Annotated in this window: 12 protein-coding genes; 6 read left to right on the top strand and 6 right to left on the bottom strand. The window is 61.3% G+C overall.

Annotation, left to right across the window (positions count from 1 at the left end):
* The gene (gene gyrB / locus HU760_RS00765; RefSeq protein ID WP_186671682.1) at positions 1-2421 is read left to right on the top strand and encodes a DNA topoisomerase (ATP-hydrolyzing) subunit B; all 2421 of its coding nucleotides are present in this window, start codon (positions 1-3) and stop codon (positions 2419-2421) included.
* 334 nt (positions 2422-2755) lie between these two features.
* Here gyrB and HU760_RS00760 read toward each other — a convergent pair whose 3' ends face one another.
* Positions 2756-4048, bottom strand: a complete 1293-nt coding sequence (locus tag HU760_RS00760) for a sigma-54 interaction domain-containing protein (RefSeq protein WP_186671680.1) — start codon at positions 4046-4048, stop codon at positions 2756-2758.
* Positions 4049-4272: 224 nt separating this feature from the next.
* Between HU760_RS00760 and HU760_RS00755 the strand changes: the two genes are divergently transcribed.
* From HU760_RS00755 to HU760_RS00745, 3 genes are read left to right on the top strand one after another with little or no spacing between them, the layout of a single operon-like run.
* On the top strand, positions 4273-5157 hold the full coding sequence (locus HU760_RS00755; protein WP_186671678.1) for an MBL fold metallo-hydrolase: 885 nt from the start codon (positions 4273-4275) through the stop codon (positions 5155-5157).
* Positions 5158-5196: 39 nt separating this feature from the next.
* On the top strand, positions 5197-6468 hold the full coding sequence (locus HU760_RS00750) for an NAD(P)/FAD-dependent oxidoreductase (protein WP_186671676.1): 1272 nt from the start codon (positions 5197-5199) through the stop codon (positions 6466-6468).
* Entirely contained in the window at positions 6465-7283 is an 819-nt protein-coding gene (locus HU760_RS00745) for a sulfite exporter TauE/SafE family protein (protein WP_186671674.1), read from the top strand. The genes HU760_RS00750 and HU760_RS00745 overlap by 4 nt, the downstream gene beginning before the upstream one ends.
* Here HU760_RS00745 and HU760_RS00740 read toward each other — a convergent pair.
* Positions 7272-8159, bottom strand: coding sequence for a LysR family transcriptional regulator (locus tag HU760_RS00740; RefSeq protein WP_186671672.1), 888 nt, complete (start codon positions 8157-8159; stop codon positions 7272-7274). The two genes, HU760_RS00745 and HU760_RS00740, sit on opposite strands and share 12 nt — an antisense overlap.
* Before the next feature lie 165 nt (positions 8160-8324).
* On the opposite strand from HU760_RS00740, the gene HU760_RS00735 reads away from it, so the two are divergent.
* Both HU760_RS00735 and HU760_RS00730 read left to right on the top strand, forming a co-directional pair.
* A complete protein-coding gene (locus HU760_RS00735) occupies positions 8325-9971 on the top strand; it encodes a GMC family oxidoreductase (protein WP_186671670.1) in 1647 nt (548 codons plus the stop codon).
* Between the two features lie 99 nt (positions 9972-10070).
* Positions 10071-11690 (top strand): MFS transporter, encoded by a 1620-nt coding sequence (locus HU760_RS00730; RefSeq protein WP_186671668.1) that lies wholly within the window; start codon positions 10071-10073, stop codon positions 11688-11690.
* 215 nt (positions 11691-11905) lie between these two features.
* Here HU760_RS00730 and HU760_RS00725 read toward each other — a convergent pair whose 3' ends face one another.
* Genes HU760_RS00725 through glyQ form a run of 4 tightly spaced genes read right to left on the bottom strand, consistent with a single transcriptional unit; the run spans position 11906 to position 16267 of the window.
* A complete protein-coding gene (locus tag HU760_RS00725) occupies positions 11906-12691 on the bottom strand; it encodes a lysophospholipid acyltransferase family protein (protein ID WP_186671667.1) in 786 nt (261 codons plus the stop codon).
* A 46-nt stretch (positions 12692-12737) separates the two neighbouring features.
* Positions 12738-13265, bottom strand: coding sequence for a D-glycero-beta-D-manno-heptose 1,7-bisphosphate 7-phosphatase (gene gmhB, locus HU760_RS00720; protein WP_186671665.1), 528 nt, complete (start codon positions 13263-13265; stop codon positions 12738-12740).
* A 3-nt stretch (positions 13266-13268) separates the two neighbouring features.
* Complete coding sequence (gene glyS / locus HU760_RS00715) at positions 13269-15323, bottom strand: glycine--tRNA ligase subunit beta (RefSeq protein ID WP_186671663.1); 2055 nt, start codon at positions 15321-15323, stop codon at positions 13269-13271.
* Positions 15320-16267 carry a glycine--tRNA ligase subunit alpha gene (gene glyQ, locus HU760_RS00710; RefSeq protein ID WP_023377955.1) on the bottom strand — a complete coding sequence of 316 codons (948 nt, stop codon included), beginning with the start codon at positions 16265-16267 and terminating at the stop codon, positions 15320-15322. Before glyQ ends, glyS begins: the two co-directional genes overlap by 4 nt.
* Between the last annotated feature and the right edge of the window lie 79 nt (positions 16268-16346).

The following is a 16346-nucleotide window of genomic DNA, read 5'->3' as shown; positions in this document are numbered from 1 at the left end:
ATGAGCGAAAATCAAACGTACGACTCCTCCAGCATCAAGGTGCTGAAAGGTTTGGATGCCGTACGCAAGCGTCCCGGCATGTACATTGGCGACACCGATGATGGTAGCGGCCTGCACCACATGGTCTTCGAGGTGGTCGACAACTCCATCGACGAAGCCCTCGCCGGTCACTGCGACGACATCACCGTCATCATCCACCCGGACGAATCCATCAGTGTGCGCGACAACGGTCGCGGCATTCCGGTCGACGTGCATAAAGAAGAAGGCGTTTCCGCAGCTGAAGTCATCATGACCGTACTGCACGCCGGCGGTAAGTTCGACGACAACTCCTACAAGGTATCCGGCGGTCTACACGGTGTAGGTGTTTCCGTGGTGAACGCCCTGTCCGAGAAACTGGTACTGACCGTACGCCGTAGCGGCAAGATCTGGGAGCAGACCTACGTCCACGGGGTTCCCCAGGCACCGATGGCGGTAGTTGGTGACAGCGAAACCACGGGTACCCACATCCACTTCAAGCCTTCGGCCGAAACCTTCAAGAACATTCACTTCAGCTGGGACATCCTGGCCAAGCGTATCCGTGAGTTGTCGTTCCTCAACTCGGGCGTTGGCATCCTGCTGAAAGATGAGCGCAGCGGCAAGGAAGAGTTTTTCAAGTACGAAGGTGGCTTACGTGCATTCGTCGAGTACCTGAACACCAACAAGACCCCGGTGAACTCCCAGGTGTTCCACTTCAATGTCCAGCGCGACGATGGCGTAGGCGTGGAAGTTGCCCTGCAGTGGAATGACAGCTTCAACGAAAACCTGCTGTGCTTCACCAACAACATTCCGCAACGTGACGGCGGTACGCACCTGGTGGGCTTCCGTTCCTCTCTGACCCGCAGCCTTAACAGCTACATCGAGCAGGAAGGCCTGGCCAAGAAGAACAAGGTGGCAACCACTGGCGATGACGCCCGTGAGGGCCTGACCGCGATCATCTCGGTGAAGGTACCGGACCCGAAGTTCAGCTCGCAGACCAAGGACAAGCTGGTTTCCTCGGAGGTTAAGACCGCCGTGGAACAGGAGATGAACAAGTACTTCGCCGATTTCCTGCTGGAAAATCCGAACGAGGCCAAAGCCGTCGTTGGCAAAATGATCGACGCGGCGCGTGCCCGCGAAGCCGCCCGTAAGGCTCGCGAAATGACTCGCCGCAAAGGTGCGCTGGATATTGCTGGCTTGCCGGGCAAACTGGCGGACTGCCAGGAGAAGGACCCTGCCCTTTCCGAACTGTACCTGGTGGAGGGTGACTCTGCAGGTGGCTCGGCCAAGCAAGGCCGCAACCGTCGTACCCAGGCAATCCTGCCTTTGAAGGGCAAGATCCTCAACGTCGAGAAAGCACGCTTCGACAAGATGATCTCGTCTCAGGAAGTCGGCACGCTGATCACTGCGCTGGGCTGTGGTATCGGCCGCGAAGAGTACAACATCGACAAGCTGCGCTATCACAACATCATCATCATGACCGATGCTGACGTCGACGGTTCGCACATTCGTACCCTGCTGCTGACCTTCTTCTTCCGTCAGTTGCCGGAGCTGGTCGAGCGTGGCTACATCTACATTGCCCAGCCGCCGCTGTACAAAGTGAAGAAGGGCAAGCAGGAGCAGTACATCAAGGACGACGAGGCCATGGAAGAGTACATGACCCAGTCGGCCCTGGAAGATGCCAGCCTTCACCTGGACGAGTCGGCGCCAGCGGTGTCCGGTGTGCAGCTGGAAGCGTTGGTCAACGAATTCCGTAGCGTCATGAAGACCCTCAAGCGTCTGTCGCGCTTGTACCCGGAAGAGCTGACCGAGCACTTCATCTACTTGCCGGAGGTGACCCTGGAGCAGTTGGGGGACCACGCGGTGATGCAAGCCTGGCTGGCTCAGTTCCAGGAACGTCTGAGCAACAGCCAGAAGTCTGGCCTGGTCTACAAAGCCAGCCTGCGCGAAGACAAGGAACGCAATGTATGGCTGCCAGAGGTGGAAATCACCTCCCACGGCTTGGCCAGCTATGTCACCTTCAACCGCGACTTCTTCGGCAGCAATGACTACCGGACCGTGGTCAACATCGGTGCCAAGCTGTCCAGCCTGTTGGGTGAAGGCGCCTACGTGCAGCGTGGTGAGCGCCGCAAAGCGATCGTCGAGTTCAAGGAAGGCCTCGACTGGCTGATGAACGAGACCACCAAGCGCCACACCATCCAGCGATACAAAGGGCTGGGCGAGATGAACCCGGACCAACTGTGGGAAACAACCATGGACCCGGCTGTTCGCCGCATGCTCAAGGTCACCATCGAAGACGCGATCGCTGCCGACCAGATCTTCAACACCCTGATGGGTGACGCGGTCGAGCCGCGTCGTGACTTCATCGAAAGCAACGCGCTGTCGGTATCGAACCTGGATTTCTGATCAGGTGTAGATAAAAAGAAAAGCCCGCAACCGCGGGCTTTTCTTTTTGCCGGATTTTTATGGCAAGCCGGTCTCTTCCGCAGCCCTGGATCACGGGTGGGCGCATGATCCGGATTTCTTGAAAGACTCTCACGCGAATGACTTCCTCAACCGGAGCGTTTCATGTCGACTCAGTGGGCGTCTCAAGTAGCTTTGATCAGCGGTTCCGGCAGTGACAAAGGTACAGGTATTGCCATTGCTCGTTGCCTTGGCCAGCGGTGGCCGAGCTGCTGCGGAAGGCCTGGAGGTGGATGGTCGTGTGGCCGACCTGACGGATGGCGCTACCAGCAAAGCGTCAATTCAGGCCGAGCTCCTTCAAGCGGCGGTATAGCGTGCGCTCGCTCAAGCCCAAGTGACGAGCCAGTTCACTGCGCGAGCCCTTGAACTGTTCCAGCGCCTGCGCCAGCTCACCCAGATGATTGCGCCGCCCGCCGCCGGAGACCGCTGCAGCCGGCCCGATATCCTCCGGCAAATGCTCCGGCCGAATCAGCCCGTCATCGGCAAACAACCGCGCCCGTTCGAGGATATTGCGCAGCTCGCGGATATTGCCCGGGAACGGATGCAGACGAAGCTGCTGTACGGCATCCTCACTCAGCCTGGGTGTCGGCTTGCCAGCCATGCGTTGAAGCAGACTCTGCGCGAGCAGAGGCAGATCTTCTACCCGCTCGCGTAATGCGGGCAGGCGGATCGGAAAGCCGCTGATGCGGTAGTACAGGTCTTCGCGGAAGCTGCCATCTGCAACCATCTTCCTGAGCGGTTTGTGAGTAGCCGACACCAGGCGGAAATCCGAATGCACCGTGCGCAGGCTGCCGACCGGACGAAAACTGCCAGACTCGATCAGGCGTAGCAGCTTCACCTGCATTGCCAGCGGCACTTCGCCAATTTCATCGAGGAACAGGGTTCCGCCATGCGCCGCTTCAGCTAGGCCGATCTTGCGCTGGTTGGCGCCCGTGAATGCGCCCTTCTCGTAGCCGAACAACTCGCTCTCGAACAATGACTCAGTCAGGCCGGTACAGTCGACGACTACCAACGGGCCGTTGGCCCTGGGGCTGCCCATGTGCACCGCGCGGGCGAACAATTCCTTGCCGGTACCCGACTCACCTTGCAGCAATACCGGAATCTGCGCTGGCGCTGCACGTTGCAGGCTGGACAGGGCAGCCTTGAATGCAGGGGCGCGACCTACCAGCCCTTGTTCCTGAGGCTGCGCCGACGCCAGGGTGATGCTGGCCAGGCGCTCGACGAAGGCTACCACCCTGCCCTGTTCATCCAGGATCGGACGCAACTCGACATCCACATGTTCGGGGCCACGTGGCGTGTGATGAATATGCAAGACCCGCTCTGGAACCTTGCTGTGCCACGCCTTGCGCATCGGGCAATGCTCACCTGCCTGATCACAAGGCACGGCATAGTGATGCGAGACCTTGTGGCACTTTTTACCCAACGGTGCCTGGTCGTGGTAGCCGAACTGGCGGCGATAGGCGGCATTCGCAGCGAGGATGTTGTAGTCGGTGTCCAGCACGATGGTTGGCAGGGCATCGTGCTCGAGGTAGGAAACCAGGGCTAGGATGAGAGGATGGGCTTCAGGCATGGGGACACCGGTAGAGTTACCGACGCAGGGTAGCAAGGACTGCCAAACACTGCCATTGGCTGACAGTCGACTGCCAATTTGCGCTGCCAGTACAACAACAGTTGTCAGCAACCTGCCGTTTTTCATGGGCCCGCGAACAGGAAAATGCCTGGCATGTATCTTGATAAAGCTCCTGTCACTGCCTACGCCTGTACAAGGCTGGGCGGAAAATTTGGAGAAACGTGATGATCATCGGCAACAACCTGCACGTGGACGCCTTCTATGACCAGGCGACCTCGACCATCAGCTACCTGGTCATGGACCGTGAAACGCGCCAGTGCGCATTGATCGACAGTGTGCTCGATTACGACCCGAAGTCCGGACGCTCCTGCACGGTTTCGGCAGACCGCCTGGTCCAGCGCGTGGCCGAGCTTGAAGCCAGCGTGCAATGGATACTGGAAACCCATGTGCACGCCGACCATCTATCGGCAGCGGCTTATCTGAAGGAAAAGCTGGGTGGTCACACGGCCATCGGCGCACACATCACCCAGGTGCAGAAAGTGTTTGGTGCGTTGTTCAACGCCGAGCCTGGCTTTGCTCGCGATGGCAGCCAGTTCGATGTGTTGTTCGAGGACGAAGAAGGGTTTCGCATAGGCAACCTGCATGCCCGCGCCTTGCACACCCCGGGGCACACCCCTGCGTGCATGAGCTTCATGATCGAGGACGCAGGCGAGACCGCCGTATTCGTTGGCGATACGCTGTTCATGCCCGACTATGGCACCGCTCGTTGTGACTTCCCTGGGGCCGATGCCCGCACCCTGTATCGCTCGATTCGCCGCCTGCTGGCCTTCCCCGATCAGACTCTGCTGTTCATGTGCCATGACTACCTGCCCGGTGGCCGCGACATGCAATACGTCACCACAGTGGCCGAGCAACGCGCCAGCAATATCCACATCCATCAGGGCATCGACGAGGACAGCTTTGTCGCCATGCGCGAAGCGCGCGACAAGACCCTTGATATGCCTGTACTGATCCTGCCGTCGGTGCAGGTGAACATGCGCAGTGGCCAGTTCCCCGCGCCGGAAGAGAACGGTGTCAGCTACCTGAAGATTCCGCTGAACAAGCTGTGACCGCCCTGCTCCATAACCAGATTTCCAGGATTTACCGCCATGCCTGCCTTGTTGTCCCCTACCAATACCGACCACCACACAGTGGTTATCGTCGGTGCCGGTGCCGCCGGCATCGCCACTGCCTCCAGCCTGATCAGCCGTGACCCGTCGCTGGACGTGGCGTTGATCGACCCCGCCGAGGTGCATTATTACCAGCCCGGCTGGACCATGGTTGGTGCCGGCGTGTTCAACGCACCGAGCACGGCCCGCACCATGGCATCGACCATTCCACGCGGTGTGCGCTGGATAAAGGCCCAGGTGCAAAGGTTCGACCCGCAGGGCCAGCAGGTCATCCTCGACGATGGCCGCGCCATCGGTTACCGACAGCTGGTGGTTTGCCCAGGGCTGAAGCTGGACTGGGCTGCTATCGAGGGGCTCAGCGAGACCTTGGGGCGCAATGGCGTCACCTCCAACTATCGCTATGACCTGGCGCCCTATACCTGGGAGCTGGTGCGGCAGCTCAAGCAAGGCCGCGCCCTGTTCTGTCAGCCGCCCATGCCGATCAAATGCGCCGGCGCTCCGCAGAAGGCCCTTTACCTGTCTTGCGACCACTGGCTGCGCCATGGCCGGCTGGGCGCCGTGAAAGCCAGCTTCTTCAATGCCGGTGCGGTGTTGTTCGGTGTGCCGGACTACGTACCCGCGCTGATGAAGTACATCGAGAAGTATTCGGTTGACCTCAACTTTGCCCAGCGCCTGGTTGCCGTGGACGGCTCCAGCAAGCGCGCCACCTTTGTGCGGACCTTGGCTGATGGCAGCAGTGAAACCCGCAGCGAGGCTTTCGACATGCTGCATGTGGTGCCGCCACAAGTGGCGCCGGATTTCATTCGCGAAAGCCCATTGGCCGACGGTGCCGGTTGGGTGGATGTCGACCCGCACACGCTACGCCATCGCCAGTTCGCCAATGTTCATGCCCTGGGTGACGTGGTCAATACCAGCAATGCCAAGACCGCTGCGGCTGCTCGCAAGCAGGCCCCGGTAGTGGCGAACAACGTGCTGGTGGCACTGGGCAGGCTACCGAACCTGGCCCAGTACGACGGGTATGGCTCCTGCCCGCTTACCGTTGAACGCGGCAAGATTGTGCTGGCGGAGTTCACCTATGGCGGCAAGCTGGCGCCGAGCTTCCCCAGCTGGTTGCTGGATGGCCGCAAGCCGACGCGCCTGGCCTGGTTGCTCAAGGCGCAAGTGCTGCCACCCTTGTACTGGAAAGGCATGCTCAAGGGGCGCGAGTGGCTGGCGCGGCCGCAGCCGCTGGTAGCCGAGGGTGGCCAGTGATCGAGCATCAACTGTTGGGCGCAGGCCTGGGGGCAATCATTGGCGCGGTGCTGGCGCTAACCGGTGCAGGCGGTGGCATTCTGGCAGTGCCATTACTGGTGTTCGGCCTGGGGCTGTCGATGGTCGAGGCGGCACCGGTCGGCCTGCTGGCCGTTGGCCTGGCGGCGGCAGTGGGGGCCGTGCTGGGCTTGCGCCAGGGCCTGGTGCGCTACCGGGCGGCGTTGTTCATCGCCTTGGTGGGTGTGGCCGCAGCACCGTTCGGGCTGATGCTTGCGCACCGCGTGCCCAATTCACCCTTGCAGCTGGTATTTGCCGGGGTACTGGTGTACGCGTGTCTGCGCATCTGGCGCAAGGCGGCCATGGAATTGCGCGGCGAAGCCAATGACGCGCATCGCTACATCGAACCCTGCGTACTCAACCCGCTGCAGGGCCGTTTGCGCTGGACGCTGCCCTGCGCGCGTGCCCTGGCGTTCACGGGGGCATTATCCGGCCTGCTATCCGGGCTGCTTGGTGTGGGCGGTGGCTTTGTCATCATTCCGGCGCTGAACCGCTATACCAATCTGCGCATGGCCAGCATCGTCTCTACCTCATTGGCGGTGATTGCCCTGGTGTCTACCGGCAGTGTGGTCAGTGCCAGCCTCGCCGGGGTCATGCACTGGCAGGTCGGTGCGCCGTTTGCCGTTGGCGCGGTGCTCGGCTTGCTGCTGGCGCGGCCTTTGGCGGCCAGGCTGGCCGGGCCGCGTTTGCAGCAGATGTTCGCTATGGCGGGGTGGGTGGCGGCGGCACTGCTTGCCGGCAAGGCGCTACTGGGCTAGCAGTTCGCTCTGTTCAGCCGCGCACAGCGCCAGCAGGTAGTCCCACACGACCCGTAGGCGCACCGACTTGTGCAGCTCGCGACGGGTGCATATCCAGTAGCTGCGCTGGATAGTCTCGCCAGGCAGCACCCGCACCAGTGTCGGATCGCAGCGGGCCATGTAGTTGGGCAGCACGGCAATACCCAGCCCGGCGCGGGCGGCGGCCTGCTGAGCGATCACGCTGGTGCTGCGAAATACCACGTTGGGTGTGCGGCAGAAGCTGTTGAGAAACAACAGCTCCTGGCTGAACAGCAAATCGTCGACGTAGCCGATCCAGCTGTGCCGGGCCAGGTCTTCGCGGTTGCGTAGCGCTGGCGCCCGGTCCAGATAAGCCTTGCTGGCGTACAGGGCCAGGCGATAGTCGGTGAGTTTGCGCGTGATCAGCAAATCGGCGTTGGGGCGTTCCAGGTGGATGCTGATCTCTGCCTCGCGGTTGAGAATGCTGACGAAGCGCGGCACTGCCACCAACTCCACTTCCAGGCCTGGGTAGCGTTCGAACAGCGCATTCATGCGCGGGGTGAAGAACATGATGCCGATGCCTTCGGTGACCCCAAGGCGAATTTTGCCCAGCGGGGTGATGGCCTGGGTGATTTCTTCCTGCGCCAGCAGGGCGACATTTTCCATGGCTTCGGCGTGTTTGAGCAGGGCCTGGCCCGAGGGGGTCAGCTCGTAGCCTTGGGCATGCTGCACGAATAACGCAGTGCCCAGGCTCTGCTCGATGTTCTCGATATGCCGGGCCACGGTGCTATGGGTGGTGTTGAGGCGCTTGGCGGCGGTAAGCAGGCGGCCACTACGCTGCAACTCGAGGAAAAACCGCAGATCGTTCCAGTCGAACATGCTAGTCCCTATGCTCCAGGCGCGAACTTTTCTAGTAGCGCACCGTTGCAGTGATGGTCGCTGTGCCAAAACGCACAGCAGCTGCGCGAAATTTCGTGTTTCCTCCACGAAATTACTCACTAAGATGGTTCGGGACAAGAATAAAAAACAGGCGCGAGGTTACACATGCCATCAGCCGATTCTGTCTTCGACTATGTGGTTGTGGGTGCCGGCCCCGCCGGATGCCTGCTGGCCAATCGTTTATCCGCCGACCCCTCCTGCCGCGTCCTGCTGCTGGAAGCCGGTGGCCGCGACAACTATCCATGGATTCACATCCCCGTCGGTTACCTCTACTGCATTGGCAACCCGCGCACCGACTGGTGCTTCAGGACCGAGGCGCAGTCCGGCCTGGGCGGCCGTGCGTTGGGTTACCCGCGAGGCAAGGTGCTGGGTGGCTGTTCCTCGATCAACGGCATGATCTACATGCGCGGCCAGGCGGCAGACTATGACCGCTGGGCCGAGCAAGGCAACGACGGCTGGGCCTGGAAGGATGTATTGCCGCTGTTCAAGGCCAGCGAAAGCCACTTCGCCGGTGCCAGCGAGCACCATGGCGGTGAGGGCGAATGGCGGGTCGAGCGCCAGCGCTACAGCTGGCCGATCCTCGATGCCTTTCGCGATGCTGCCGAGCAGAGTGGCATCGGCAAGGTCGATGACTTCAACACCGGCGACAACCAAGGCTGCGGATACTTTCAGGTCAACCAGCGCAGCGGTGTGCGCTGGAACGCCTCCAAGGCTTTCCTGCGGCCGATCAGGAACCGTCCCAACCTTACCGTGCTGACCGGCGTCCAGGTTGACCAGGTGCTCCTCAATAACACCCGTGCGCGGGCAGTGAAAGCGCTGTGGCAAGGCGCCTGGCACGAGTTTGCGGCCCGTCGCGAGATTGTGCTGTGCGCGGGAGCGGTCGGGTCACCTGGCATTCTGCAGCGCTCCGGCATCGGTCCACGCCCGTTGCTGGAACGCCTGGGTATTGGCGTGCGTCACGACATGCCAGGTGTGGGTGGCAACCTGCAGGACCACCTGCAACTGCGTCTGATCTACCAGGTCCGTAATACCCGCACCCTGAACCAGATGGCCAACAGCCTGTTAGGCAAGCTGGGCATGGGCCTGCGCTATCTCTACGACCGCAGCGGCCCCCTGGCCATGGCCCCGAGCCAGCTGGGCGCTTTCGTGCGCTCTGACCCGGAGCAGCCCAGCGCCAACCTGCAGTATCACGTGCAGCCGCTGTCACTGGAGCGCTTCGGCGAACCATTGCATGCGTTTCCGGCCTTTACCGCATCGGTGTGCAACCTGCGTCCGGCCAGCCGTGGGCGTATCGATATCCGCAGCGCCGACATGAGCAGCACGCCGCTGATCGACCCCAACTACCTCAGCGCCGCCGAGGACCTGCGCGTCGCTGCCGATGCCATTCGGCTTACCCGGCGTATCGTCCAGGCCCCTGCCCTGGCCGCCTTCGAGCCCAGGGAATATTTGCCAGGCCCAGCCCTGCAAAGCGAGGAAGAGCTGTTCGAAGCCGCCGGCAAGATCGGCACTACTATCTTCCACCCGGTCGGCACCTGCCGCATGGGCAACGGCGTAATGGACGTTGTGGATAACCAGCTGCGGGTGCATGGCATCCCCGGCCTGCGTGTCGCCGATGCCTCGATCATGCCGCAGATCACTTCCGGTAATACCTGTTCACCCACCCTGATGATCGCTGAAAAGGCGGCACAACTGATCCTCAAAGGAGCGGCTACCCAGACCTGTCTGAACGAAGACGCGATACCGACGCCCTGACCAGGGTGCGTGCAAGTGAACGGCGGCTTGCGGTCAGAAGCCGTCGACAGTGGAACAACAACAATAATCACTGTGGCCTTAGGGCCGAGGACAGCAACGATGTCGGATTACATCCAAGAGCAGAGTGCGGCGGCCAGCAGCTCCAGCCGTCGTGAAGAGCGCAAGATCATTTTCGCGTCATCCCTCGGGACGGTGTTCGAGTGGTATGACTTTTTTCTCTATGGCGCGCTGGCCGCGGTCATCAGCAAGCAGTTCTTTGCTGGTGTGAACGACACCACTGCGTTCATCTTTGCCCTGATGGCCTTTGCTGCCGGCTTCCTGGTGCGGCCATTCGGTGCATTGGTGTTCGGCCGTCTGGGTGACATGATCGGGCGCAAGTACACCTTCCTGGTCACCATCGTGCTGATGGGCCTGTCCACCTTCGCCGTCGGCCTGTTGCCCACCTACGCCAGCATCGGCATTGCCGCACCGATCATCCTCGTGGTTCTGCGCATGCTGCAGGGTCTAGCGCTGGGCGGTGAATACGGTGGAGCGGCCACTTACGTGGCGGAACATGCACCGCCCGGCAAGCGCGGCTTCCATACCGGTTTCATCCAGTCCACCGCCACGCTCGGCCTGTTGCTGTCGCTGGTGGTCGTGCTGGGCAGCCGCTACATCAGTGGCGACCAGTTCGAGACCTGGGGCTGGCGCTTGCCGTTCCTGTTGTCGATCGTGCTATTGGCCATTTCCACCTGGATACGCATGAGCATGCATGAGTCGCCGGCCTTTGTGAAAATGAAGGCCCAGGGCAAGGTCAGCAAATCGCCGATCCGTGAGTCGTTCACCTCCTGGCCGAACCTTAAGGTAGTGCTTACCGCCTTGTTCAGCATCAACGCCGGGCAGGCTGTGACCTTCTATACGGCGCAGTTCTATGTGCTGTTCTTCATGACCCAGATGCTGAAGATGGACCCGGCCCAGGCCAATACCCTGTTGATCATCAGCGTGGTGATCGGGGCGCCGTTCTTCGTGTTCTTCGGCTGGTTGTCGGACCGTATTGGCCGCAAGCCGATCCTGATGCTTGGCCTGCTGCTGGCCACCTTGCTGTATTTCCCGCTGTTCAAGGCGCTGAGCCATTACGCCAACCCACAGATCGACGCCGCCAGCCGCCAGGCACCGATCGTGGTCACTGCCGATCCGCAAGGCTGCACCTTCCAGTTCGACCCGGTGGGCAAGGCGCGTTTCGACAGTCCGTGTGACAAGGTCAAGACCTTCCTGGTCAAGCAGGGCCTGCCATACAGCTCGGTGGATGTAGCCGGCAGCGAGGTGGTGGTGAACATCGGTGACAAGAGCATCAGCGGCTTTGACGAAGCAGCCATGCGCGCTGCAGTGGAGCAGGCTGGCTACCCGGCCAAGGCTGACCCGTCGCAGGTCAACCAGGTTATGGTGGTGTTGCTGATCGTGGCAATGATCCTGATCGCAACCATGACCTATGGCCCGCTGGCGGCGGTTATGGTCGAACTGTTCCCGACCCGCATCCGCTACACCTCGATGTCGCTGCCGTACCACATCGGTAATGGCTGGTTCGGGGGCTTCCTGCCGACGGTATCGTTCGCGCTGGTGGTGTATACCGGAGATATCTTCTACGGGCTGTGGTACCCGGTGCTGGTGACCGGGGTCAGCCTGGTGGTGGGGATCTTCTGCCTTAAAGAAACCAAGGATGTGGATATCGACAAGGTCTGACGGTTTGCGTGGCCTGCACAAAATCGCCTGACCGCTGCCACACATATCATTCACCCAAAAAAAACCGGCTGTAAAAGCCGGTTTTTTATGCCCCAAAAAACTTATGCACGATTTTCAGAAAAATGTCATACACAGAAATAACCAGCTAATTCAAAGAGTTAGCTTCAAATCCGAGTACTTGATCCAAAAAATGCTCACAAGTTATCCACAGGCGCTCAGGCAAGTTGCTCTTGAGGTTTTTCCGCTTCTGGCGGCAGCGAACCCATAGCCCGCTGGGTCGCCTCATTCCATGCTGCGGCGCGGTCATTGAGCTCGGCGATGGCACGTGGCCCGGTGCCATTGGCGTACATCGGTTCGCCAATGACCACCTCGATGGTACCTGCGCGTTTGCCCCAACCGGTCTTTGGCCAGAATTTGCCAGCGTTGTGCGCGATCGGCAGCACCGGCAGCCCGGCATTTACTGCCAAGGCAGTACCGCCACGGGAGAACTTGCCGATGGTGCCGAATGGTACCCGGGTGCCTTCCGGGAAGATCAGCACCCACACTTTCTGCTTGAGCAGTTCATCACCTTTGCTCGCTACCTGGCGCAGGGCTTCCTTGGGATTGTCGCGATTGATCGCGATCGGCCGCAGCATGGCCATCGCCCAACCGAAGAACGGCACGTACAGCAACTCGCGCTTGAGCACCTGGCTCAACGGCGAGAAGTACTGGGACAGGAAGAATGTTTCCCAGGTGCTCTGGTGGTTGGACAGGATCACGCAAGGCTCAGTCGGCACGTTTTCGGCACCGGTGATCTTGTAATCGATGCCCAGGATGGTACGCACCAGGAACAAGGCGCAGCGGCACCAGTACACATTGATGAACGTGTAGCGCTTGGGGAAGGACAGGAACGGCGCGACGAAGAAGCTCAGCGAGCACCACAGCAATGAACTGGTGCCCAGCAGCAGGTAAAAAAGAAAGATTCTGATCGCCTGCAGGATCGACATAGTGGCTTGTACCATTGCGGGGCATGCCCGCCTGAGAAAAATGCGCCCGTAGGCGCACTGTTTAAATTAGTTCTCTGGCGATAGCTGCCAGATCGTCGAAAATCAGTGTAGTTTCCGGAACGCCTTTTTCCAGGGTACGCTCGCCCTTGCCGGTTTTTACCAACACCGGTTGTGCACCGACGGCCAAGGCGGCTTCCAGGTCACCCTTGCTGTCGCCGACGAACCAGACGCCTTCGAGGCCGACCCGGTAATGCTCGGCGATAGCCCGCAGCATGCCAGGCTTGGGCTTGCGGCAATCGCAGCCTTCGTCGGGCCCATGCGGGCAATACACGATATGCCCCACCTCGCCGCCCTGCTCCGCCACCAGCGCGCGCAGCCGCGCGTGCATGGCTTCCAGGGTGGCCAGGGGGTAGTAGCCACGAGCAATGCCGGACTGGTTGGTGGCGACAGCCACCGTCCAGCCCGCCTTGCTCAACTGCGCGATCGCTGCGACCGAGCCAGGGATCGGGACCCATTCTTCCAGCGTCTTGATATAGGCGTCGGAGTCGTAGTTGATCACCCCGTCACGGTCGAGAATCAGCAGTTTCAAGGCTTACCCCAGCAGCGAAATGTCGGCTACACCCAGGAACAGGCCGCGCAGACGGCTGAGCAGGGCATAACGGTTGGCGCGTACCTTGGCGTCCTCGGCGTTGACCATCACCGCCTCGAAGAAGGCGTCGACCGGATCACGCAGGGCTGCCAGGCGAGCCAGCGATTCGCTGTACTGGCGTGCAGCAGCCATCGGTTGCACCGCCTGGTCGGCCTGCTGGATGGCCGAGTACAGGGAGAACTCGTTGGCGTTGTCGAAGTACTTCGGCTCGACCTGGTCGGCGATGGCGCCTTCGGCCTTGCTCAGCAGGTTGGAAACGCGCTTGTTCACTGCAGCCAGAGCCTCGGCCTCCGGCAGCTTGCGGAACGCCTGCACGGCCTGCACGCGCTGGTCGAAGTCAAGCGCCGAGCGTGGCTGCAGGGCTCGTACCGACAGGTAGGTGGCAACGTCGATGCCTTCGTCTTCGTAGCGGGCACGCAGGCGGTCGAAGATGAACTCCAGTACCTGTTCGGCCAGGCCGGCGGCCTTCACCTTGGCGCCGTACTGCTTGACCGCGAAGTCGACCGCTGCGGTCAGGTCCAGGTCCAGCTGCTTTTCGATCAGGATGCGCAGCACGCCCAGGGCGGCCCGACGCAGGGCATACGGGTCCTTGCTGCCGGTGGGCAGCATGCCGATACCGAAGATACCAACCAGGGTATCGAGCTTGTCGGCGATGGCTACGGCAGCACCGGTGAGGGTCTGCGGCAGCTCCGCGCCAGCACCGCGCGGCATGTACTGCTCGTTCAGGGCCAGGGCGACGTCTTCCGGCTCACCGTCGTTGAGCGCGTAGTAGTAACCGGCGACACCCTGCATCTCAGGGAATTCGCCGACCATCTCGGTGGCCAGGTCGCACTTCGACAGCAGGCCGGCGCGGCCGGCGCGCTGGGCGTCGCCGCCGATCAGCGGGGCGATGAAGGCGGCCAGCCTGGAAACGCGCTCGGCCTTGTCGTACACGGTACCCAGCTGAGCCTGGAAGACCACGTTCTTCAGACGCTCATTGAAGGTTTCCAGCGGCTGCTTCTTGTCCTGCTTGAAGAAGAACTCGGCGTCGGTCAGGCGTGGGCGCACGACTTTCTCGTTACCCTGCACGATCTGCTTCGGATCACGGCTCTCGACGTTGGCCACGGTGATGAAGCGCGGCAGCAGCTTGCCTTCGCTGTCCAGCAGGCAGAAGTACTTCTGGTTGTCCTGCATGGTGGTGATCAGGGCTTCTTGCGGCACTTCGAGGAAACGCTCCTCGAACGAGCACACCAGCGGTACTGGCCACTCCACCAGGGCGGTCACTTCGTCCAGCAGCGCCGGTGGCACGATGGCGGTACCTTCCTGCTGCATGGCCAGCTCGGCGGTACGCTTGCTGATCAGCTCGCGACGCTCGGCGAAGTCGGCCAGCACGTAGGCTTTGCGCAGGTCTTCGACGTAGTTGGCCGGGGTGGTGATGAGCACATTTTCCGGGTGGTGGAAGCGGTGGCCACGGGATTCGCGGCCAGCCTTCTGCGACAGGATGGTGCAGTCGACCACCTGGTCGCCCAGCAGCATGACCAGCCACTGGGTCGGGCGCACGAACTCTTCACGGCTGGCCGCCCAGCGCATGCGCTTGGGAATCGGCAGGTCGTTCAGCGAATCTTCGACGATGGTCGGCAGCAGGCCGGCAGTGGCCTTGCCTGGAATGTGCTGGGAGAAGCGCAGCTTGGGGCCGCTCTGGTCGATTTCGGCCAGTTCCACACCGCACTTCTTGGCAAAGCCCAAGGCCGCCTGGGTCGGCTCGCCTTCGGCATTGAACGCTGCCTGCAGGGGTGGGCCGTCGATGTTGATGCTGCGGTCAGGCTGCTGCACGTCCAGCTGACGGATCAGCACGGCCAGGCGACGCGGCGCAGCATAGACCTGCTTGCCGGTGTAGTTCAGGCCGGCGGCCTGCAGGCCTTTCTCGATGCCGGCCAGGAAGGCTTCGCCGAGGCTGGCGAGGGCCTTCGGTGGCAGCTCTTCGGTGCCCAGTTCAACCAGGAAATCTTGAGCACTCATTGTGCAGCCTCCAGCTTAGCCAACACTTCGTCACGCAGTTCGGGGGTAGCCATCGGGAAGCCCAGGCGTGCACGGGCTTGCAGATAGCTTTGCGCCACGTCCCGGGCCAGGGTACGTACACGCAGGATATAGCGCTGGCGCTCGGTTACCGAGATGGCGCGGCGGGCGTCCAGCAGGTTGAAGGTGTGCGAGGCCTTCAGGACCATTTCATAGGTCGGCAGCGGCAGCTCCAGCTTGATCAGGCGGTTGGCTTCGCTTTCGTAGAAATCGAACAGCTCGAACAGCTTTTCGACATTGGCGTGTTCGAAGTTGTAGGTCGACTGCTCCACTTCGTTCTGGTGGAACACATCGCCATAGGTGACCTTGCCGAACGGGCCGTCGGCCCACACCAGGTCGTACACCGAGTCGACGCCCTGGATGTACATGGCCAGGCGTTCCAGGCCGTAGGTGATTTCACCGGTGACCGGATAGCACTCGATGCCGCCCACCTGCTGGAAGTAGGTGAACTGGGTGACTTCCATGCCATTGAGCCAGATTTCCCAGCCCAGGCCCCAGGCGCCCAGGGTCGGCGATTCCCAGTTGTCTTCGACGAAGCGAATGTCGTGCACCAGCGGGTCCAGGCCAATGGCTTTCAGCGAGCCGAGGTACAGCTCCTGGAAGTTGGCCGGGTTCGGCTTCAGTACTACCTGGAACTGGTAGTAGTGCTGCAGACGGTTGGGGTTTTCGCCATACCGCCCGTCGGCAGGGCGACGGCTAGGCTGCACATATGCAGCGTTCCAGGTTTCTGGACCCACGGCGCGCAGGAATGTGGCGGTGTGGAATGTGCCGGCGCCTACTTCCATATCGTAGGGCTGAAGCACCACACAACCTTGCTCGGCCCAGTAGTTCTGCAGGGCGAGGATCAGGTCTTGGAAGGTACGCACGGCTGGCGTAGGCTGGCTCACGAAATTCACCTGTATCTGGGGATGCGGATGTAAAGAGCGGGAGTATAACCTGATTCGCCTCGCCCTCTACTCATTGGAG

Source organism: Pseudomonas oryzicola (assembly GCF_014269185.2).
Classification (GTDB): domain Bacteria; phylum Pseudomonadota; class Gammaproteobacteria; order Pseudomonadales; family Pseudomonadaceae; genus Aquipseudomonas; species Aquipseudomonas oryzicola.
This window is presented reverse-complemented; position numbering and strand designations above follow the sequence as displayed.